Source organism: Pseudomonas rustica (genome assembly GCF_018336155.1).
GTDB classification, from domain to species: Bacteria; Pseudomonadota; Gammaproteobacteria; order Pseudomonadales; family Pseudomonadaceae; genus Aquipseudomonas; species Aquipseudomonas rustica.
Window position 1 is genome coordinate 330,172 of the sequence record NZ_JAGYHF010000006.1, and the last position, 21,889, is coordinate 352,060.

The 21,889-nt window shown below is 61.1% G+C and carries 18 protein-coding genes; 6 read left to right on the forward strand and 12 right to left on the reverse strand.

From position 1 onward, the window contains the following. Positions 1-142: 142 nt before the first annotated feature. Entirely contained in the window at positions 143-1,984 is a 1,842-nt protein-coding gene (ilvD, locus tag KFS80_RS14055) for a dihydroxy-acid dehydratase (RefSeq protein WP_212545094.1), read from the forward strand. A gap of 140 nt (positions 1,985-2,124) precedes the next feature. On the opposite strand, the gene KFS80_RS14060 is transcribed toward ilvD, so the two are convergent. Beyond that, positions 2,125-3,186, reverse strand: a complete 1,062-nt coding sequence (locus tag KFS80_RS14060) for an HAD family hydrolase (protein ID WP_212545095.1) — start codon at positions 3,184-3,186, stop codon at positions 2,125-2,127. 241 nt (positions 3,187-3,427) lie between these two features. On the opposite strand from KFS80_RS14060, the gene KFS80_RS14065 reads away from it, so the two are divergent. Further along, positions 3,428-4,819: an L-cystine transporter gene (locus KFS80_RS14065; RefSeq protein ID WP_212545096.1), complete on the forward strand. Its 1,392-nt coding sequence runs from the start codon at positions 3,428-3,430 to the stop codon at positions 4,817-4,819. Positions 4,820-4,929: 110 nt separating this feature from the next. On the opposite strand, the gene KFS80_RS14070 is transcribed toward KFS80_RS14065, so the two are convergent. After that, positions 4,930-5,442, reverse strand: coding sequence for a dihydrofolate reductase (locus KFS80_RS14070; protein ID WP_212545097.1), 513 nt, complete (start codon positions 5,440-5,442; stop codon positions 4,930-4,932). A gap of 85 nt (positions 5,443-5,527) precedes the next feature. Between KFS80_RS14070 and KFS80_RS14075 the strand changes: the two genes are divergently transcribed. Both KFS80_RS14075 and KFS80_RS14080 read left to right on the forward strand, forming a co-directional pair. Next, entirely contained in the window at positions 5,528-6,901 is a 1,374-nt protein-coding gene (locus KFS80_RS14075) for a DUF2868 domain-containing protein (protein WP_212545098.1), read from the forward strand. Next, the gene (locus tag KFS80_RS14080; protein WP_212545099.1) at positions 6,894-8,279 is read left to right on the forward strand and encodes a GTPase/DUF3482 domain-containing protein; all 1,386 of its coding nucleotides are present in this window, start codon (positions 6,894-6,896) and stop codon (positions 8,277-8,279) included. The genes KFS80_RS14075 and KFS80_RS14080 overlap by 8 nt, the downstream gene beginning before the upstream one ends. Positions 8,280-8,440: 161 nt before the next feature. Here the strand turns inward: KFS80_RS14080 and KFS80_RS14085 are convergent, their stop codons facing one another. The 7 genes from KFS80_RS14085 to KFS80_RS14115 form a co-directional block, all read right to left on the reverse strand. Then, on the reverse strand, positions 8,441-9,001 hold the full coding sequence (locus tag KFS80_RS14085; RefSeq protein ID WP_212545100.1) for a phosphonate degradation HD-domain oxygenase: 561 nt from the start codon (positions 8,999-9,001) through the stop codon (positions 8,441-8,443). Further along, a complete protein-coding gene (locus tag KFS80_RS14090; RefSeq protein ID WP_212545101.1) occupies positions 9,001-10,134 on the reverse strand; it encodes a TIGR03364 family FAD-dependent oxidoreductase in 1,134 nt (377 codons plus the stop codon). The genes KFS80_RS14085 and KFS80_RS14090 overlap by 1 nt, the downstream gene beginning before the upstream one ends. A 169-nt stretch (positions 10,135-10,303) precedes the next feature. Next, positions 10,304-11,329 carry a putative 2-aminoethylphosphonate ABC transporter substrate-binding protein gene (locus tag KFS80_RS14095; RefSeq protein ID WP_212545102.1) on the reverse strand — a complete coding sequence of 342 codons (1,026 nt, stop codon included), beginning with the start codon at positions 11,327-11,329 and terminating at the stop codon, positions 10,304-10,306. A gap of 35 nt (positions 11,330-11,364) precedes the next feature. After that, entirely contained in the window at positions 11,365-13,089 is a 1,725-nt protein-coding gene (locus tag KFS80_RS14100; RefSeq protein WP_212545103.1) for a putative 2-aminoethylphosphonate ABC transporter permease subunit, read from the reverse strand. Further along, positions 13,089-14,165 carry a putative 2-aminoethylphosphonate ABC transporter ATP-binding protein gene (locus KFS80_RS14105; protein ID WP_122594646.1) on the reverse strand — a complete coding sequence of 359 codons (1,077 nt, stop codon included), beginning with the start codon at positions 14,163-14,165 and terminating at the stop codon, positions 13,089-13,091. The genes KFS80_RS14100 and KFS80_RS14105 overlap by 1 nt, the downstream gene beginning before the upstream one ends. Positions 14,166-14,386: 221 nt before the next feature. After that, complete coding sequence (locus KFS80_RS14110) at positions 14,387-15,250, reverse strand: LysR family transcriptional regulator (RefSeq protein ID WP_008088437.1); 864 nt, start codon at positions 15,248-15,250, stop codon at positions 14,387-14,389. A 14-nt stretch (positions 15,251-15,264) separates the two neighbouring features. After that, entirely contained in the window at positions 15,265-17,574 is a 2,310-nt protein-coding gene (locus tag KFS80_RS14115; protein ID WP_212545104.1) for a heavy metal translocating P-type ATPase, read from the reverse strand. A gap of 84 nt (positions 17,575-17,658) precedes the next feature. On the opposite strand from KFS80_RS14115, the gene cadR reads away from it, so the two are divergent. Beyond that, a complete protein-coding gene (gene cadR / locus KFS80_RS14120; protein ID WP_008088440.1) occupies positions 17,659-18,108 on the forward strand; it encodes a Cd(II)/Pb(II)-responsive transcriptional regulator in 450 nt (149 codons plus the stop codon). A 126-nt stretch (positions 18,109-18,234) separates the two neighbouring features. On the opposite strand, the gene KFS80_RS14125 is transcribed toward cadR, so the two are convergent. From KFS80_RS14125 to KFS80_RS14135, 3 genes are all read right to left on the reverse strand, one after another. Next, positions 18,235-19,206, reverse strand: coding sequence for a thymidylate synthase (locus KFS80_RS14125; protein ID WP_212545105.1), 972 nt, complete (start codon positions 19,204-19,206; stop codon positions 18,235-18,237). 50 nt (positions 19,207-19,256) lie between these two features. After that, a complete protein-coding gene (gene lgt / locus KFS80_RS14130; protein ID WP_007913003.1) occupies positions 19,257-20,072 on the reverse strand; it encodes a prolipoprotein diacylglyceryl transferase in 816 nt (271 codons plus the stop codon). Positions 20,073-20,151: 79 nt separating this feature from the next. Beyond that, positions 20,152-20,934 carry a sulfite exporter TauE/SafE family protein gene (locus tag KFS80_RS14135; RefSeq protein WP_212545106.1) on the reverse strand — a complete coding sequence of 261 codons (783 nt, stop codon included), beginning with the start codon at positions 20,932-20,934 and terminating at the stop codon, positions 20,152-20,154. Positions 20,935-21,063: 129 nt separating this feature from the next. Between KFS80_RS14135 and KFS80_RS14140 the strand changes: the two genes are divergently transcribed. After that, entirely contained in the window at positions 21,064-21,810 is a 747-nt protein-coding gene (locus tag KFS80_RS14140) for an NRDE family protein (RefSeq protein ID WP_212545107.1), read from the forward strand. Positions 21,811-21,889 lie beyond the last annotated feature (79 nt).

Genomic DNA, 21,889 nt, shown 5'->3' on the forward strand with positions numbered 1-21,889 from the left:
GGGTTTATGAGCTCAGGCTGAGACCAGCGGCGATCCCGCAACGTCATCGGCAACTTCCGGACACACGGCCATTTCTGAGTGTTCCAGAGGTCAATAGAAGCTCACTCCCATTTAGTACCTGATTAGCCGCCCGGAGTGCTCCATGCCAGATTATCGCTCGAAAACATCCACCCACGGCCGCAACATGGCCGGCGCCCGCGCACTGTGGCGCGCCACGGGGATGAAAGATGACGACTTCAAAAAGCCGATCATCGCCATTGCCAACTCGTTCACCCAGTTCGTACCGGGCCACGTGCATCTGAAGGATCTGGGCCAACTGGTCGCCCGCGAAATCGAACGCGCTGGCGGTGTAGCGAAAGAATTCAACACCATCGCCGTGGATGACGGCATCGCCATGGGTCACGACGGCATGCTGTACTCGCTGCCGAGCCGCGAGATCATCGCCGACTCTGTCGAGTACATGGTCAACGCCCACTGCGCCGACGCCATCGTGTGCATCTCCAATTGCGACAAGATCACCCCGGGCATGTTGATGGCTGCCTTGCGCCTGAACATTCCGGTGATCTTCGTTTCCGGCGGCCCGATGGAAGCCGGCAAGACCAAACTCGCCTCCCACGGCCTCGACCTTGTCGATGCCATGGTGATCGCTGCCGACGAAAGCGCTTCTGACGAGAAAGTCGCTGAGTACGAGCGCAGCGCCTGCCCGACGTGCGGTTCGTGCTCCGGCATGTTCACCGCCAACTCGATGAACTGCCTGACCGAAGCACTGGGTCTGGCATTGCCGGGCAACGGTTCGACCCTCGCCACCCACAGCGATCGCGAGCAGTTGTTCCTGCAGGCCGGCCGCACCATCGTCGAGCTGTGCAAGCGTTACTACGGCGAGAACGACGAATCGGTACTGCCGCGCAACATTGCCAACTTCAAGGCGTTCGAGAACGCGATGACGCTCGACATCGCCATGGGCGGTTCGACCAACACCATCCTGCACTTGCTCGCTGCCGCCCAGGAAGCCGAGATCGATTTCGACCTGCGCGACATCGACCGTCTTTCGCGCAGCGTTCCGCAGCTGTGCAAAGTCGCGCCGAACATCCAGAAGTACCACATGGAAGACGTGCACCGCGCTGGCGGTATCTTCAGCATCCTCGGTTCGCTGGCCCGTGGCGGTCTGCTGCACACCGACCTGCCGACCGTGCACAGCCGCAGCATGGAAGAAGGCATCGCCAAGTGGGACATCACCCAGACTGACGATGAAGCCGTGCACCACTTCTTCAAGGCCGGCCCTGCCGGTATTCCGACGCAGACGGCGTTCAGCCAGTCGACCCGTTGGGAAACCCTCGATGACGACCGTGAAAACGGCTGCATCCGCAGCGTCGAACACGCCTATTCGCAAGAAGGTGGTTTGGCCGTGCTGTACGGCAACATTGCTCTCGATGGCTGCGTGGTGAAAACCGCCGGTGTCGACGAGTCGATCCACGTCTTCGAAGGCAACGCGAAGATCTTCGAAAGCCAGGACAGCGCCGTACGCGGCATCCTCGCTGACGAAGTGAAGGCTGGCGACATCGTCATCATTCGCTACGAAGGCCCGAAAGGCGGCCCGGGCATGCAGGAAATGCTCTACCCGACTTCGTACCTGAAATCCAAAGGCCTGGGCAAAGCCTGCGCATTGCTCACCGACGGTCGTTTCTCCGGCGGTACGTCCGGCCTGTCCATCGGTCACGCTTCGCCAGAAGCAGCGGCCGGCGGCGCGATCGGTCTGGTGCAGGACGGCGACAAAGTGCTGATCGACATCCCTAACCGCTCGATCAACCTGTTGGTCAGCGACGAAGAACTGGCGGCACGCCGCGCCGAACAGGACAAGAAAGGCTGGAAACCGGTCGAGATTCGTCCACGCAAAGTGACCACCGCCCTCAAGGCCTACGCCCTGCTGGCGACCAGCGCCGACAAAGGTGCTGTGCGTAACAAAGCGATGCTTGACGGGCTGTAAGCCTTAAACGTCGAAAAAAATGCCCCGCCTGAGCGCGGGGCTGATCGTTCCCTGTAGGAGCTGCCGAAGGCTGCGATCTTTTGATCTTGCCCTTAAAACAAGATCAAAAGATCGCAGCCTTCGGCAGCTCCTACAGGGGGTTACTGGATTTCTTCAGGCTTGACGATCACCCAGTTCTTGTCCGCCGTCACCGGCAACCCTTCCTTCGCCTGCGCCGCCGCGTGTTTGGCCATCATGCCGTTCAACTGCGTCATGTACTTGTCCTTGCGGTTGATCCACAAGTGAATCCCGCCCTTGGCCACGTCAACATCGTGGAACAGCATGTAACCGTCGCTGGTCGGCGTATCGCCACCGACCAACACCGGTTTTTTCCACTCGTCGATGTAAGTGAGGATCGCCGCATGTTTGCCGGCCATCCACGTCGCCGGCGTCCACAGGTATGGCGTCAGCTCCAGACCCAAATTGGCCTTCTCGTCATATTTACCGGCGGTGATCTGCTTGCGTGCAGTGGTCAGTTCGTTAGTCTCGCGGTTTTTCAGCAGCGTGGTCACGCCGATAACGTTCTGCGGTTTGACGTTGTAGCCGTACTTCGGATCCGCCGCGACCATGCGCACCAGTTCCTCGGAAGCCGCGGTCATCACGTAAACCTCGATGCCGTTCTCCATCAGCTTGTTGTACAGCTCAACCTGGCCGGTGAAGATTTTCGGCGGCTGCACGTCGAGCTTCTTGACCACATCACCTTCGTAATACGTCGCCGGCACCGGTTTGCCCGAGGCCATCAGCTCATCGACGTAGCCTTTGAGTTCCTTGAGGGTGAAGCCGGAGAACACCTGCGCCACCCACGGATAGCAGACCATGTCGTCGACTTCACAGAGGCGGTAGTAGTAACTGAACAGGCTTTCCTTGTGGTCGGCGGTGTCCTTGAACGGCATCAATTTCAGGGAGGGGTCGAGTTTGTCGCGGGTGATCAGGCCCTTGTTTTCCATGAACGGCAGCAACGACTCTTCGAGGTCGTAGCGGTAACTGGTGTTGTCCATGTCGAACACCGCGTAGTTACCTTTGTTGGCGTTGGCCGCGATCATCGCGTCCAGCGCTTTGGCCTGATCGGCGGGCCAGTGTTTCAGTTCAGTTGCGAAAGCCTGAGAAGCCAGGCCCATGCCCACCGCCAGTGCGACAGCCAGAAATTTCGGTGCGAATTTCATCGACGCTTTCTCCCTGATGTAAAAGCATCGACGCTAACAAATGTGTATGACAGTCCTCGTCTGTCAGCGACCGCCCACGCCGCTATTTGCGCCAGATGCATTGCCGAGAGCGACAAGCGCTTATTCCAAAAACGACGGACGCCCTAAGATTTCGGTATTAAATCATTGCAAATCAAGCTGTTAGGCTTGCCGGTTCGCAGCAGCCCCGGAAGGCTGTTGGCAAAGTCTTTCTGGAGTTCTCATGAACCTACCGTTGATTCTCAACCTGCTGGTGTTCCTCGCCCTGCTGTTCGGTCTGGCGCAAACCCGCCACACCACGTGGAGCCTGGCGAAAAAAGTCCTGCTCGCACTCGCGCTAGGCGTGGCCTTCGGCGTGGCGTTGCACACCGTTTACGGTGCCGGCAACCCGGTGCTGAAAACCTCGATCGGCTGGTTCGATCTGGTCGGCAACGGCTACGTGCAGTTGCTGCAAATGATCGTTATCCCGCTGGTGTTCGCCTCGATCCTCAGCGCCGTGGCGCGTCTGCACAATGCGTCGTCGTTGGGCAAAATCAGCTTCCTGACCATCGGCACCCTGCTGTTCACCACCGCGATTGCGGCGCTGATCGGCATCGGCCTGACCAACCTGTTCGGCCTCACCGCTGAAGGTCTGGTCGCCGGCACCCAGGAAATGGCCCGTCTGCAAACCATTCAGACCGACTACGCCGGCAAGGTCGCCGACCTGAATGTGCCGCAACTGCTGCTGTCGTTCATCCCGCAAAACCCGTTCGCCGATCTGGCGCGGGCCAAGCCGACCTCGATCATCAGCGTGGTGATTTTCGCCGTATTCCTCGGGGTTGCCGCGCTGCAACTGCTCAAGGATGACGTCGAGAAAGGTCAGAAAGTGATCAACGCCATCGACACCCTGCAAGCCTGGGTGATGCGTCTGGTGCGTCTGGTGATGAAGCTGACCCCGTACGGCGTGCTGGCGCTGATGACCAAAGTGGTCGCCGGTTCCAACCTGCAGGACATCATCAAGCTCGGCAGTTTTGTCGTGGTGTCGTACCTCGGTCTCGGCCTGATGTTCGTCGTACACGGTTTGCTGGTGTCGGCGGCCGGGATCAACCCGCTGCGTTTCTTCCGCAAGATCTGGCCAGTGCTGACGTTCGCGTTTACCAGCCGTTCGAGCGCGGCGAGCATTCCACTGAGCATTGAAGCGCAGACGCGTCGTCTGGGAATTCCGCAGTCGGTGGCGAGTTTTGCCGCATCGTTCGGTGCGACGATTGGCCAGAACGGTTGCGCGGGGCTGTACCCGGCGATGTTGGCGGTGATGGTTGCGCCGACTGTGGGCATCAACCCGCTGGATCCGCTGTGGATCGCGACGTTGGTGGCGATTGTGACGCTGAGCTCAGCCGGTGTGGCCGGTGTCGGTGGCGGCGCGACGTTCGCGGCGCTGATCGTGCTGCCGGCGATGGGTTTGCCGGTGTCACTGGTGGCGTTGCTGATTTCGGTTGAACCACTGATTGATATGGGGCGTACGGCGTTGAACGTGAGTGGCTCGATCACGGCGGGTGCGATTACCAGTCAGGTGATGCAGCAGACTGATAAAGAACTGCTGGATGCTGATGAGCATGCGGAGCTTGCTCAGGCTTAACTGCAACACATACTTGTGGCGAGGGGATTTATCCCCGTTGGGTTGCGTAGCGACCCCATTATTTTGGGGCTGCTGCGCAACCCAACGGGGATAAATCCCCTCGCCACAATTTAGGCTTTTTCCCAGACTTCGAAGTTGTACGCGGGTTTGTCGCCTTCAGCCGGATTCGGCACATTCGACACCAGCTTCCACTGCTCCAAATCAAACTCCGGAAACCACGCATCCCCTTCCGGGCTCAACGCCACGCGCGTCAGATACAGACGATCCGCCTGCGCCAGCCCTTGCGCGTACAACTGCGCGCCACCAATCAGCATCAGCTCATCAACGCCCTGCTCTTTCGCCCATTCTTCGGCGCGAACCACCGCTGCTTCCAGCGACGGATACACCTCGGCACCTTCCAGCACCAGATCGGCCTGACGGCTGACGACGATGTTCAAGCGCCCCGGCAACGGTCGGCCAAGCGAATCCCAGGTCTTGCGACCCATGATGATCGGCTTGCCCAAGGTGGTGGCCTTGAAGTATTTGAAGTCCCCCGGCAGGTGCCAGGGCATGCTGTTGTCGACGCCGATCACGCGGTTTTCACCGAGGGCTGCGATCAGGCTGAGGGGGAGTGATTTAGTCATGCCGGCGAGGATACCAGAGCCGCGCTTACCCCGATAAGCGCCACAGCGGTTATGCTCAGCGCTGGATTAAGCGACGGGATGCCGCGTGACTGAACTGACTCCACTGCAAAACCTCTGGCTCACCGAAACCGTGCGCCTGCGCGAAGAACACGCAGGCCCGCTGGAAGATCTGGAAGCCAATCGACTAGCCCGCGCGGCCGGCGGCGATCTGCCGAGCCGTATTCAACGCCGCGCGTTATGGCTGGCCGAACGTGACGGGCTGACGGCAGCACTCAAACACTGGCTGCAAGGCGCGCGTCTGGCGCTGGTGTTGCTGATGATCTTCGCGGTACTGAGCGGCGCCGGTCTGGCCTTCGCCGCACTCGGCCAGACGCCGGTCAATGTGTTCTGGGCCTTGGGCAGTCTGCTCGGGCTGAACCTGATTCTGCTGCTGAGCTGGTTGCTGGGCTTGATCTTTGCCGGCGAACACGGCGCCACGCTCGGGCGATTGTGGTTATGGCTCAGCGAAAAAATGGCCCGCGACGCCAAAGCCGCGCAACTGGCGCCCGCCCTGCTGCTGATGCTGCAACGCAAGAAACTCAATCGCTGGGCGCTCGGTACGCTGGTCAACGGTTTGTGGTTGCTGGCGATGCTCAGCGCGCTGATTCTGCTGCTGACGCTGATGGCGACCCGGCGCTACGGCTTCGTCTGGGAAACCACGATTCTCAGCGCCGACACCTTTATCCATGTCACCCACGCGCTCGGTTATCTACCGTCGCTGCTCGGTTTCAACGTGCCGACGGTGGAGATGATCCGCGCCAGCGGCGATGGTGCGCTCGACATCGAAAGCGCTCGCCAGGCCTGGGCGACCTGGCTGGTTGGCGTTTTGATGGTGTACGGCGTGCTGCCGCGTCTGCTGCTGACGTTGCTGTGTTTCTGGCGCTGGAACAGCGGCAAAACCGCGCTGCGTCTGGACTTGAACCTGCCCGGCTACGCGCAATTGCGCGAACGTCTGATGCCGACCAGTGAACGCCTCGGCGTCAACGATCCGGAGCCTGCGCAACTGCACCGCGTTGAAAGCAGCGTCGGCGAACTCGCCAGCGAAGGTGCGTTGCTGGTCGCCATCGAACTCGACGAACAACGTCCATGGCCGCCCGCGCTACCGAAAAACGTCAGCAACGCCGGCATCCTCGACAGCCGCGAATCGCGCCATAAACTTCTCGAACAACTCAGTCGCTTCCCTCCGGCACGTCTGGCGATTGCCTGCGACCCACGGCGCTCGCCGGATCGCGGCAGCCTCGCCTTGATCGCCGAACTGGCGCGCAACGCCGGAGAAACCCGCGTCTGGCTGCTGCAAGCGCCGCCCGGTGAAGCGCTGGATGCCGAACGCCTCGGCGACTGGCACATCGCGCTGCAACAGCTTGATCTGCAGTTTGCCGATTGCGCGCCGTTGAACTGGCTGGAGACGGGTCATGACTGATGCCTGGAAAGCGCCGCTGAAACTCGCGGTGGTCGGCCACACCAACGTCGGCAAGACCTCACTGTTGCGCACGCTGACCCGCGACGTCGGTTTTGGCGAAGTCTCCCATCGCCCGAGCACCACGCGGCATGTCGAAGGCGCGCGGTTGTCGGTGGACGGCGAGCCATTGCTCGACCTCTACGACACGCCGGGGCTGGAAGATGCCATCGCGCTGCTGGATTTCCTCGAACGTCTGGAACGCCCCGGCGAACGCCTCGATGGCCCGGCGCGACTGGCGCGGTTTCTTGACGGCAGCGAGGCGCGCCAGCGTTTCGAGCAGGAGGCGAAAGTGCTGCGGCAACTGCTCGCCTCCGACGCCGGTTTGTATGTGATCGATGCGCGCGAGCCGGTGCTGGCCAAGTACCGCGATGAACTGGAAGTGCTCGCCAGTTGCGGCAAACCCTTGCTGCCGGTGTTGAATTTCGTCAGCAGCGCCAATCATCGCGAGCCGGATTGGCGCGAGGCGCTGGCGCGGCTGGGGCTACATGCACTGGTGCGTTTCGACAGTGTGGCGCCGCCTGAAGATGGCGAGCGGCGGCTGTATGAAAGCCTCGCGCTGCTGCTGGAAAATGCTCGTCCGCAACTGGAACGGTTGATTGCTGATCAACAGGCTCAGCGCCAGGCGCGTCAGCAAAGTGCGGCGCGGTTGATTGCTGAATTGTTGATCGACTGTGCAGCTTGTCGGCGCAGTGTGGTCAGTGAAGCCGAGCAGGAACAGCAAGCCATCAGCGAATTGCGCAAGGCTGTGCGTCAGCGCGAGCAGAAGTGTGTTGAGGCGTTGCTCAAGCTGTATGCGTTTCGTCCGCAGGATGCGGCGGCGAGTGATTTGCCGTTGCTCGATGGGCGTTGGGGTGATGACCTGTTCAACCCGGAAACCTTGAAGCAACTCGGGGTGCGCGTGGGCGGCGGGATTGCTGCCGGTGCAGCGGCGGGGGCTGGTGTGGATTTGCTGGTTGGCGGGATTACCCTTGGCGCAGCGGCGTTGGCGGGGGCGATTGCCGGGGGTGCGCTGCAAACGGCGCGCAGTTATGGCAGCCGCTTGCTCGGCAAGATCAAGGGGCAGCGTGAGCTGACGGTGGATGACGGGGTGTTGCGACTGTTGGCGCTGCGCCAGCGGCAGTTGGTGTTGGCGCTGGATCAGCGTGGGCATGCGGCGATGGATGCGGTTCAGGTCGCTACTCCGCAGGATAAGACCTGGCGCGAGGGCAAGTTGCCGGAGGCGCTGAACAAGGCGCGGGCGCATCCGCAGTGGTCGTCGTTGAATCCGCAGGCGAAGTTGAATCAGGCGGAAAGGCAGGAGCAGATTGAGGGGCTGGTGGAGAAAGTGCTTGAGCTGTAAACGCCGACCCTCACCCCAGCCCTCTCCCGGAGGGAGAGGGAGCTGACCGTGTTGTTCTTCCGTCATACATCGACCTGAGATATCCAGTCGAACTCAGGTTTTGAAAGGCATGAAGATCGGCTCCCTCTCCCTCCGGGAGAGGGCTGGGGTGAGGGCGACAATCACCCTGCCGACAACAAAACCTCAGCCTTGCGCTTGAGCACCGCCAAATCCATCACCGGCACCGCCCTCTCCTTGGCCAGCTCATCCCACTGCCGCATCCGCAGACTGACCGCACACAACGGATCCCGCTCAAACACCTCCGCCTCCGCCTCCGTCATCACCCCACCCTGATACTCCAGCGTCCGCCGACTCGCCTCACTCAGCCGCTCGAAATACCCCGGCTCACGCAACGTCAGATACCGCTTGGCCTGCACGTGATATTCCACCAGCCGCGCCATACGTTCGCTGAAACCGGCCTCGCGCAAATAATCCGCACCCAGGCGTTCATGACTGACCACGCCATACCCGCCCATGTTCTCCGCCCCTTCGGCACACAAATGGCCGATGTCATGGAAGAACGCCGCCAGCACCACTTCATCATCAAAACCCTCGGCGATCGCCAGTTCGGCCGCTTGGGACATGTGTTCGATCTGCGACACCGGTTCGCCGATGTAATCGCTGGAGCCAAAACGCTCATACAGCGCGAATACCTTGGCGACGGTTTGCTCGTGACCTGTCATCAAATCTCCTCCAACAACTGCGCAACGTTGCGTTCGGCCATCGCCGGGCCGACGCTCATGCCGACGCCGGTGTGCATCAGCGCCACACTCAACCCCGGTGCCGGGCGCAGCAACGAAAACGGCCCCGGCCCCCGAGAACCATAGACGCCCTGCCAGCGCTCGACCACTTGCACCTTGCAGCCCAGGGTCTGCTCGGCCAGTTCGATCATCCAGTTGTCCACTTGCTCGGCGTTGAACGGTGAAGCGTCGCTGCCGTAATGGTGCGAGTCGCCGATGATCAGTTCGCCGTAGGGCGTCGGGCTGATCAGCAGGTGGATGCCGTTGTCGTGCAGGTGCGGTTGCTCACGGAGGATTTGCGCCTGCACCGCCGCCGCTTCCGGCAGATCGGCGAAGGCGCCGTAATGCACGCAGCTGAGGCCGGTGAGCAAGGCGTGCTGGAGATTCAGATCGATCTGCGGTTTGGCGCGGAGCATTTGTAGACGGCAGATTTGCGGGTCGAGCGCGGCGATTGGTTCGGCCAGCAGGGTTTGATAATCGTGGCCGGAGCAGACAATGATCTGCTTCGCGGTAAACGTGCCGGCAGTGCTGTGCAGGTGACCGGGTTCGACGTCGCGCACCAGCGTCGAGAAGTGGAACTCTACGCCGAGGTCGCGGCGCAGGTATTCGATCAGTGCAGGAATCGCTTCGCGAGAGTAAAGCTGTTGATCGTCGAGGCCATGAAGCGCGGCGCGGTGATGGCGGAACTGGCCGTTGTAGAGATCGCGCAGCGCGGCGCCGCGTAGCAGGTCGACGTTGTAGTTGTGTTCAATGGCGCGAGTGGCGCAGAAGGTTTCGAGCAGGTGTTCTTCGGCTTCGGTTCTGGCGAATAGATACGAGCCGTTGCGCTTGGTTTGCAGGCCGGCGAGTTGCGCCCAATCGCCCCAGATCTCGCGGCTGGCCTTGGCCAGTTCAAGCATCGGGCCGGGGGGCTGGCCGGTGACCAGAGCCTGGCCGAAGTTGCGCACCGAAGCGCCGAGGGGGGTGGCGGTGCGTTCGAAAACGGCGACCTTGAGGCCGCGTTTGGCGGCGGCGTAGGCGTGGGACAGGCCCAGAATGCCGGCGCCAACGATGAGCAGGTCTTTGTGGTGTGTCATGAAGCTACCTCAATGATCGTTCCCACGCTCCGCGTGGGAATGCAGCCAAGGACGCTCTGCGTCCATAGTGACGCGGAGCGTCACGGGATTCATTCCCACGCGGAGCGTGGGAACGATCAGTGTGGGAGCGAGCTTGCTCGCGAAGGGGCCCTGTCAGTCGATAAAGATCTTACTTGGCAGCCACTTTCTCGGACTTGCCGTCATAACGCTTGCGCCACTCAGTCAGAATCTCGTCGCGATTCTTCGAGGCCCAGGCAAAGTCGTTCTTGATCAAACGCTGCTCATAATCCGCCGGCAATTCGGTCTGCGGCTTGGCGATCCCCGGCTGTGCAAGAACAGCGAAGTTCTCTTTATACAGATCCATCGCCTCAGCACTCGCCGAGAAGTCAGCCAGTTTCTTCGCTGCCTCTTCATGCGGCGTTCCTTTGATCACGGCAGTCGCTTCGATCTCCCAGCCCAGACCTTCCTTCGGCAGGATGATGTCCAGCGGCGCGCCCTGACGCTTCAGCTGTACCGCCGGATACTCAAAGGAAATCCCGATCGGAAACTCGCCCGCCGCTGCCAGTTTGCAAGGCTTGGAACCGGAGTGAACGTACTGGCCGATGTTCTGGTGCAGGCCATCCATGTACGCCCAGCCCTGCTTCTCGCCGAAGGTTTGCAGCCAGGCGCTGACGTCGAGGAAACCGGTGCCGGACGACGCCGGGTTCGGCATAACAATCTTGCCCTTGTACTCAGGCTTGGTCAGATCCTGCCAGCTCACTGGCTTGGTCAAACCCTGCTTCTCGGCTTCGACGGTGTTGAAGCAGATGGTCGCGGCCCAGACGTCCATGCCGACCCACGCTGGCGGGTTGGCGGCGTCGCGGTAGTTCGTGCCGATCTTGCCGAGATCCTTCGGCGCGTAGCTTTGCAGCATGCCTTGCTGATCGAGGATCGCCAGACTGGAAGCCGCCAGGCCCCACACCGCGTCAGCCTGCGGACGGGCCTTTTCGGCGAGCAATTTGGCGGTGATGATCCCGGTGGAATCGCGTACCCATTTGATCTCGACGTCCGGGTTGGCTTTTTCGAAGGCTTCTTTGTAGGACTTCAGTTGCTCGGCTTCGAGGGCGGTGTACACCGTCAACTCGGTTTTTGCCGCGAAGGCATTCAGGCTGAAAGTAGCGAGCACAGCAGCGGCCAGGGCCAAAGGCTTGAACATGATCGGTATCCTGTCTTTTGAGTTGAGGGTGTGAATCAGTGACCGGGCGCGGTTTGCCGCCAGGCTTGAGAACGGCGCAGCAAGCCGCGCGACGCCCACGCCAGCAGCAAGGACACGCCCGCCGAGGTGAACAGAATCAGGGTCGACATCGCTGCCGCGCCGCCGACGTTGCCGGCGTCATCCATGTTCAGCACCGCCACCGCCGCGAGGATGGTGTCGGGGCTGTAGAGGAAGATCGCGGCAGAAACCGTGGTCATCGCCGAGACGAACAGGTAGCGAACGATATCGAGCAACGCCGGCAGGCAGATCGGCACGGTGACGCGCAGGTAATGCCGGTACAGCGGCGCCTTCAGCGACAGCGCAGCGGCTTCGAACTCGGCGTCGAGTTGGCGCAAGGCAGTAGTCGCGGTCATCTGTGCGGTGGTCAGGTAGTGCGCAATGGTGCAGACGATCAGCAGCGTCATCGTCCCGTACAGCACGTGCAGCGGGTTACCCGTGAGGTTGAAGAAGAAGACGTAACCGAGCCCGAGCACCAACCCCGGCACCGCCATCGGCACAAAACTGAGCATACGCAACGCCAGGTTGAGGCCGCGTTGATCGCGGGTTTTCTCCATCAGATAAGCACCGGTGAAAATCAGCACGCTGCCGATCAACGCCGTGCCCAGCGCCATCTTCAAACTGTTGCTGTAAGCCAGCCAGCCACCGCCAGCGGTTTCGTTGAACTGGTAATGGTTGAGCGACAGCGACAGGTTGTACGGCCAGAACTTAACCAGCGACGAAAACACCGCCATGCCGAACACCAAGATCAACGCCGCGCTGATCAGCAGAACAATCGCCAGATAGCAGCCATCGCGCAGTTTCGACGGTGCCGGTTTGAACACCTGTGCCCGACCGCTCATGGAGTCGCCGTGACGCCGACGCAGCCACGCATCGACGCCAAAGCTGAACAGCGCCGGCAGCAACAGCACCATGCCGATCAACGCGCCGCGACCGAATTGCTGCTGGCCGACCACGGCTTTGTAGGCTTCCAGCGCGAGCACTTGATAGTCACCGCCGACCACCACTGGCACACCGAAATCGGTGATGGTCAGGGTGAACACCAGACAGAACGCGGCGAACACAGCCTGGCGAGTTGCCGGCCAAGTGATGCTGCGAAAGGCTTTCGCCGGACTGGCGCCCATGCTCGACGCGGCATCGAACAATCGCGCATCGGCCAGCGACAGTGCCGAGAGCAGAATCATCAGCGCATGGGGAAAGGTGTAAATCACCTCGCCCAGCACAATCCCCCAGAACCCATAAATGTTGTCCGAGAGCAGCCCGCGCAACATGCCCTGGTTGCCAAACAGATAGACCAGTGCAATCCCCGGCAGCATTGACGGCGCCATCAGCGGCAGCAAGGAAATCCCGCGCCAGATGCCCTTCGCCGGAATCATTGTGCGTTGCAACGCGTAGGCAAACAGGTAAGCCAGCGGTACGACGATGGCCGCAACGCTGAGGGACACTTTCAGACTGTTGCCGAGCAGCCAGTGGAAATTCTCGCTAGTGACCATCTCCTTCGCCGCGATCCAGCCACCGCCCTGCCCGGCCTCATTACTAAAGCCACGCCAGAAGATCGCCAGCAACGGCAGCAACACCGCGATACCAAGCAGCACCAGCAAGAGGATTTTGCCGCCGACGACAAAAATGCGGTCGCCGATCTCGGCTTTCGAGGACTGTCGCACCTGCTTGTGCGGTAGCGGCAGCGCGAGGTTGCTGTTCATCAGGCAAACACCTGCAGGCTGCGCGGCGGCAAGGCGACCATGATTTGCTGGGCGCCGAGGCGCGGCATGGCTTCCGGGGCGAGTTCGGCGAGCAAGGCGTGGCCAGGCAATTGGTCGAGTTCGAAGCTCATGCGGCAGCGATTGCCGAGGAAGGTGATCTCGCGGACTTTGGCCGGGAACAGGTTTTCTTCGTGTACCGGTGGATTAACGTTGATCGCTTCCGGGCGGCAGAACAAACGACCCGAAGCACGCTGAACGCTGCCGTCGCTGAGGCGCAGGTTCATCCCGCCGACCTGAGCGTGACTGTCGCTGCTGCGCTGGAACGGCAGCCAGTTGCCTTGGCCGACGAACTCGGCCACGAACGGCGTGGCCGGGCGGTTGTAGATTTCCTGCGGGGTGGCGTACTGCTCGACGCGGCCGTTGTTCATCACCGCGATACGGTCGGCCATCAGCATGGCTTCGTCCTGATTGTGCGTGACCATCAGCGTGGTGATGCCCAGGCTGCGTTGCAGCTGGCGCAGTTCGGTGCACAGATGCTCGCGGACGCGGGCGTCGAGGGCGGACATCGGTTCATCGAGCAACAGCAGCGATGGCGCGGGTGCCAAGGCCCGAGCTAGAGCAACGCGCTGTTGTTGGCCGCCGGACAATTGACCGGGGTATTTTTTCTCGCTGCCGATGAGGCCGACCAGTTCCAGCATCTGGCCGACACGACGGCGCACTTCGTCGCGACCGCTGCCGGCGAGGCCGTAGGCAATGTTCGCTTCGACGGTCAGATTGGGGAACAGCGCGTAGGACTGGAACAGAATCCCGTAGTCGCGAGCCTGCGGGGCGAGGTGCGAAACGTCACGATCGCCGAGGTACAGCTCGCCGCTGTCCTGTTTCTCCAGACCGGCGATGCAGCGCAGCAACGTGGTTTTGCCGCAGCCCGATGGGCCGAGCAGGCACACCAGTTCACCGGCGGCGACGTCGAGGGAGACGTTATCCAGCGCGGTGAACGCGCCGAAGCGTTTCTGCACGCCGCGCACTTTCATCGGCGCACCGGGATTGGTCAGGGCAGTTGCGATGGCAGGATTCATGGACAGACCTCATCAAGCAGATGGGGCCAATCCTAGAGTTGTAATGCGTCCGTCATGTGGCAACGAGGCAAAAACTGCTGATAGTGTTATTCAGGGATTTTGGTTCACCAGAGATCGTTCCCACGCTCTGCGTGGGAACGCCTCATCGGACGCTCCGCGTTCGGCTCTTGGGACGCAGAGCGTCCCGGGCTGCATTCCCACGCGGAGCGTGGGAACGATCATTACGCGGGGGACATTTCTTGGGCCAGGCCTAGGAACGCCGCAGGCAACCGCGCGCCCTTGCGCTCTTTCAGGCAATACAGATACTCAGGAATCTGCGGCGCATTCTCGATCGTCAGCACGCGCAACTGCGGATCATGCGGCACTTCCTGCCGGGCAATGATGCTGATGCCGATATTGCGCAACACCGCCTCCCGAATCGACTCACGGCTGCCAATCTCCAGCAACGGACCGAAACTCACCCCGGCACTCGCCAGCAATTCTTCGGTCAACCGCCGCGTGGTCGACCCCGACTCACGCATCAACAACGTATGCCCGGCCAGCGCACTCAACGTCACATGCTCCTGCACAGCCAACGGATGATTGCGATGCACCGCCAGCACCAGCGGATCAGTACCGAGCACCCGGCGAATCAACCGCGCGTCATCGAGCAATTGCGACGACGCGGCGATATCCACCCGATAATCCTCCAGCGCTTCGAGTACCTGCTGCGAGTTGCCGATTTCCACCGACACCTCCACTTGCGGCAAGCGCTCACGAAAGGTCTTCACCAGATCGAGAATGTAATACGGCGCTGTCGCGGCAATGCGCAACGTGCCCTGCACCTGACCGCTGTTGCGCAGGAAAAACTCGATGTCGGCTTCCTGCTGCAACAGCGTCTTGACCATCGGCAGCAACCGCGCACCTTCGTCACTGACGCTCAACCGTCGACCACCGCGATAAAACAGTTCCACCGAATACTGACTTTCCAGATTGCGGATCTGTGTGGTCACGGTCGGTTGGCTGAGGCCGAGTTTTTTCGCCGCCAGCGTGATGCTGCCCAGGCGGGCGACCATGTAAAACGCTTTCAGCTCGGCACTCAGCACAACCTTTCCTCACTCTATTTGCGCAGCAGGCGCAAACCGTTGAACACCACCAACAGGCTCACGCCCATGTCGGCGAACACCGCCATCCACATGGTGGCGAGTCCGGCGAAGGTTACCGCAAGAAAGATCGCTTTGATCACCAGTGCCAACGCGATGTTCTGTTTCAGGATGCTCGCGGTGTTGCGCGACAGGCTAATGAACGCCGGGATCTTGCGCAGATCGTCGTCCATCAGGGCGACATCAGCGGTTTCGATCGCCGTGTCGGTGCCAGCAGCGGCCATGGCGAAACCGATCTCGGCGCGGGCCAGTGCCGGCGCGTCGTTGATGCCGTCGCCGACCATGCCCACACGATGGCCCTGCTTGTACAGATCTTCAATGGCTTGCAGTTTGTCGGTTGGCAGCAAATCACCGCGAGCTTCGTCGATGCCGACCTGCGCGGCAATCGCCTGCGCGGTGTGGACGTTGTCGCCAGTGAGCATCAAGGTTTTCACCCCGAGTTCATGCAACTGACGGATTGCTTCGCGGCTGGTTTCCTTGACGGTATCGGCCACGGCGAACAGCGCCAGTGGGCCGGAGCTGTCGAGCAGCAGCACCACGGATTTGCCCTGTTTCTCCAGCGCGAAGAGTTTTTCTTCCAGTGCTGGCGAGCACAGGCCGAGCTCTTCGACCAGACGATGGTTGCCCAAGTGATAAGTCTGGCCGTTGATTTCGCCTTTGACGCCACGGCCGCCCAGCGCTTCGAAGTTATCCACAATCAACGCATCGAAGTTTTTATCCACAGCGGCGTTGGCGATGGCCAGCGACACCGGGTGATCGGAGCGACCGGCCAATGCTGCAGCGATGGCCGGCGCCGTGGCATCGGCGGTTGGGTCGAGGGACAGGTAATCGGTCTGCACCGGTTTGCCGTGGGTGATCGTGCCGGTTTTATCCAGCGCCAGATAATCCAGTTTGAAACCGCCCTCCAGGTACACGCCGCCCTTGACCAGAATGCCTTTGCGCGCCGCTGCGGCGAGGCCGCTGACGATGGTCACCGGGGTGGAAATCACCAGTGCACACGGGCACGCGACCACCAGCAACACCAGCGCGCGGTAGATCCAGTCGAACCACACAGCGCCCATGAACAGCGGCGGAATGATCGCCACGGCCAAGGCAAAGACGAACACCACAGGCGTGTAGATTTTCGAGAACTGATCGACGAAACGCTGGGTCGGCGCGCGCGCGCCTTGGGCCTGTTCGACGGCGTGGATGATTCGCGCCAGCGTCGAGTTGTTCGCCGCAGCGGTAACCGCGTATTCCAGCGAACCAGCCTGATTGATGGTGCCGGCGAAGACTTTGTCGCCGATGGTTTTTTCTACCGGCAGGCTTTCCCCGGTGATCGGCGCCTGGTCGATGGTCGAGTTGCCGCTGAGCACTTCACCGTCCAGCGCAATACGCTCGCCCGGTTTCACCCGCACGCGCGCGCCGAGTTCGACGCTTTTTACGTCTTGTTCAATCCACGAACCGTCAGCCTGCAGCACCGTGGCTTGCTCTGGCGTCATCTGCATCAGGCCGCTGATCGCATTGCGCGCACGGTCAAGCGAACGCGCTTCGATCAGCTCGGCGACGGTGAACAGGAACATCACCATCGCCGCTTCCGGCCACTGGCCGATGAGGATGGCACCGGTCACGGCGATGCTCATCAGCGCGTTGATGTTGAGGTTGCGGTTCTTCAGGGCGATCCAGCCCTTTTTGTAGGTGGTCAGGCCACCGCTGAGGATCGACACCAGCGCGATAATCGCCACCACCCAGGTGGGCGCGGCGTTGGTGAAGTGGATGACTTCAGCGGCGAGCGCACCAATGCCGGACAACGCCAGCGGCCACCAGTGTTTTTTCACTGGCGCCGGGGCTGGCGAATCGACGCCCGCCTCCAGCGGCTCGGCGTGCATGCCGAGGGATTTGATCGCTTCGGTGATGGGCTCGGTACCCGGCAGATTGTGGGTCACGCCAAGTACACGGTTGATCAGATTGAATTCCAACTGCTGCACGCCGGCGAGTTTGCCGAGCTTGTTCTGGATCAGCGTCTGCTCGGTCGGGCAATCCATCGCCTCGATGCGGAAACTGCTCAGCCGCGCATCGGCACTGGTTTTCTCGCTCAGTTGCACCAACGCAGGCGCGGCGGCTGTCGACGAGCAGCAGGCGTCATCGTGCGCATGAACCGGTGCCGGTGCCGCGATTTTCGACCCGCAGCAAGAATCGCCGCCCTGTGAATGCTTATGCACAGGCTGCAATTTATGACTGTGATCGTGGCCGTCGCCGGGCTTGTGGGTGTGCTGGGAATCGCTCATTGGTCGCGTCCATGAAGGTGCCTGTTGCCAAGTAAAGACCCTGTAGCCACTATAGGGTCAAGCACCCTTTTGGAGATTGCCGTCATGAAGATCGGAGAACTGGCCAAACTCACCGACTGCGCCGTGGAAACCATCCGCTACTACGAGCGCGAAAACCTCCTGCCGGAGCCGGCCCGCAGCGACGGCAACTACCGCGTCTACACCCAGGCCCACGCCGAACGCCTGACCTTCATCCGCAACTGCCGCACCCTCGACATGACCCTCGAAGAAATCCGCAGCCTGCTGGCCATGCGTGACAGCCCGCAAGATCAGTGTGAAAGCGTGAACACGCTGATCGATGAACACATCCAGCATGTGAAGGCGCGGATTGATGGGTTGCTGGCGTTGCAGACACAACTGCTCGACCTGCGCCAACGCTGTGGCGAAGGGCCGGGGGCGGATCAATGCGGGATTTTGCAGCGACTGGAAGTGAGTGGCGGAGTCGTCGCCACCGAAGTCGAACACTCCCACGTAGGCCGCAGCCACGGCCACTAAAGAACACCGCATAACGCTCGTTCCCATGCTCCGCGTGGGAATGCCGCCATGGACGCTCCGCGTCCAAAGTGACGCAGAGCGTCACGGGATTCATTCCCACGCAGAGCGTGGGAACGATCCTACCGACTAGACCGCCATTGGCGCGGTCATTGGTGCGTGGTGTTCGTAGCCTTCCAGCGAGAAATCACTTGGTTCGACCAGTTCCAGCCATTCCGGCTGGTACACGCCAGTCTTGGCAAACTCCGGCACGCGATCGGAGATTTTCAGCTTAGGCATGGCGAACGGCTCGCGCTTGAGCTGTTCGTTGAGCATGTCCAGGTGGTTCTCGTAGACGTGCGCATCACCGATGAAATAGGTGAACCAGCGCGGCGTGTAGCCGGTCAGGCGACCGATCAGGCTCAGCAGCGCGGCGCCTTCGGTGAGGTTGAACGGCGTGCCCAGGCCCAGATCATTCGAGCGAATGTAGAGGGTCAGGGAGATTTCCTTGGTCTCGACATTCGGGTGGAACTGGTACAGCAGGTGGCACGGCGGCAGGGCCATTTCATCCAGCTGAGCGACGTTCCAGCCGTGGAACAGAATCCGGCGGCTGCCCGGATCCTTGATGATCGTGTCGACGCACTGACGCACCTGGTCGATGGCTTTGTACAGCACCACGTAGGCCTGGCCGTCTTCTTCGCCCTGAGCGATCTGCTTGTAGCCGTTGCTCAAGGTTTGTTCGATGGCGGCGCTGTTGCTCAGCGGGATCTGCTTGTACGCCGGCCATTTGCGCCATTGCACGCCGTAGATTTCGCCGAGGTCGTCGTCGCCCTGACGGAACGGGTTGGCCAGCCACTGCGCGTTTTCGTTGGCGTTCTGATCCCAGACCTTGCAGCCCAGCGCACGGAATTCAGCGGCGTTGTTCACGCCACGAAGAAATCCGCACATCTCGCCGATGGCCGATTTGAAGGCCATTTTGCGCGTGGTGATCGCCGGGAAACCTTCCTGCAGATCGAAACGCAGCATCGCACCCGGGAAACTGATGGTGTTGATGCCGGTGCGGTTGGCCTGTTTGCTGCCGTTCTGAATGACGTGCGAGACCAGTTCGAGATATTGCTTCATGAGTTACCTGTGTCCTTTGAGCCCCGACGTCGCGCGCCGGGGTTCGTAGTTTAAGCCGTCGGCGCCAGCGGTGCTGCCGGTGCGCGACGATAGGCCAGCCAGATCAGGAACAGCCCGCCGACGATCATCGGCACGCAAAGCACCTGGCCCATGGTCAGCCAGTTCCAGGCCAAGTAGCCGAGTTGCGCATCCGGTACGCGAACGAATTCGACGATGAACCGGAAGATGCCGTAGAACAGCGCGAACATGCCGGAAACGGCCATGGTCGGACGCGGCTTGCGCGAGAAAATCCACAGGATCAGGAACAGCGCCACGCCTTCGAGTGCGAACTGATACAGCTGCGACGGGTGACGCGGCAGTTGCGCCGGGTCGCTGAATGGCGGGAAGACCATGGCCCACGGTACGTCGGTGGCTTTGCCCCACAACTCGGCGTTGATGAAGTTACCGATGCGCCCGGCGCCCAGACCGATCGGCACCATTGGTGCGACGAAGTCCATCAACTGGAAGAACGACTTGCCATTGCGCTTGCCGAACCACAACGCGGCCAGCATCACCCCGATGAAGCCGCCGTGGAACGACATGCCGCCCTTCCACACTTCGAAAATCAGCGTCGGGTTGGCCAGATAAGCGCTCAGATCGTAGAACAGCACATAGCCCAGACGTCCGCCGACGATCACGCCCATCGACATCCAGAAGACCATGTCGGAGAGTTTCTCCTTGGTCCAGGTCGGGTCGAAACGGTTGAGCCGGCGCGACGCCAGCAGCCACGCACCGCCGATGCCGATCAGGTACATCAGACCGTACCAGTGGATTTTCAGCGGACCGATGGCCAGGGCCACCGGGTCGATCTGCGGGTAAGGCAGCATTGCGACTCCTCGTTAGAGTTGAAACCAAAATTCCCGGGCGACGCTGCCACCTCAGGATTAAGCCAGGATTGCGACGCGGCTAAAGCAGAAAGCTCAAACCCACGCTGAACAGCAAAGCGGCGAACAGCCGTTTCAGCAAGCGCGGCGACAACCTGTGCGCCAATCGCGCACCGATGCGGGCGAAGATCATGCTGGTCAGGGCAATGCCCAATAACGCCGGCAAATACACAAAACCGAGACTATGCGGCGGCAACAACGGATCGTGCCACCCCAGAATCATGAAACTTAATGCACTGACCAAGGCAATCGGCAGACCGCAAGCCGATGACGTCGCCACCGCTTGCTGCATCGGCACACTGCGCCAGGTCAGGAACGGCACGGTCAGCGAACCGCCGCCAACGCCAAAAATCGCCGAGGCCCAACCGATCACACTGCCGGCCACGGTCAGACCCACTTTGCCCGGCACGGTTCGACTGGCCTTGGGTTTGACGTCCAGCGCCAACTGCACCGAGATCACCAAAGCGAACACGCCGATGATCTTTTGCAGGTGCGGCCCGGAAATCGCCTCGGCCGTCACTGCACCGAAACCGGCGCCGAGCAGGATACCCACGGCCATCCACATAAAGATCGGCCAGCGCACTGCGCCTCGACGATGATGCTCACGCACGGCGTTGACCGAGGTGAAAATAATCGTCGCCAGCGACGTGCCGACTGCCAGATGCGTGAGGATCGACTGGTCGAAGCCCTGCAAGGTAAAACTGAACACCAGCACCGGGACAATAATGATCCCGCCGCCCACCCCGAACAGCCCGGCCAGCACGCCAGCACAGGCGCCCAGCGCCAGATAGAGCAGAAATTCCATGTCCCTCTCCCAGACGCATCCCGAAACCGGAGCGGCATGGTAACGGATGCATGGCCTCCTGCTCCACTTGCGATGGATGCACGGGCGCTGGATGCGTAGAGTGAGCAAAAAACACACAAGGATCACCTTATGTGCCTGATTGTTTTCGCCTGGCGCCCGGGCCATGCCCAGCCGCTGATCGTCGCGGCCAACCGTGACGAATTCTACGCCCGACCGAGCCTGCCGCTGGCGCCATGGCCCGAAGCGCCGCACGTGCACGCGGGGCGCGATCTTGAGGCTGGGGGCACCTGGCTGGGGATTGGCGCTAATGGGCGCTTTGCGGCGCTGACCAATATTCGTGATCCGCAGCAGCCGCCGGCGCGCAAATCGCGAGGGGAACTGGTGGCGCGGTTTCTGACCGGTGATCTGTCGATTGATGATTATTTGATCGATGTGGTTGGGCGTTCGGCGGAATATGCCGGGTTTAACCTGCTGCTCGGCAACAGCCATGAGTTGTGGCATTTCAATGCAAGGTTGTCGGAGCCGGTGATGTTGGCGGCTGGCGTCTATGGGTTATCCAATGCGGGGCTGGATACGCCTTGGCCGAAGTTGCTCAAGGCCAAGGCTGCGTTGAGTGCAGTGCTGGATGATCCGCAACCAGAGCTTTTGCTGGGGTTGTTGAGTGATGCGCAGGTTGCGCCGTCGGCTGAGCTGCCGGATACCGGTGTGGGGATGGCGACGGAGACGTTGTTGTCGAGTGTGTTTATTGCCAGCCAGAGTTATGGGACGCGGGCGAGTACGGCGTTGGTGGTGCAGACGGATGGGACGCGGCGGATGGTCGAGCGGAGTTTTGGGCCGTATGGCGGGCATTTGGGCGAGGTGGAGATTGTTGTTTAGCGGTGTTTGAACTGACGCCTTCGCGAGCAAGCCCGCTCCCACATTCGACCACATTCCAAGATTAGAACGCGGTCAAATG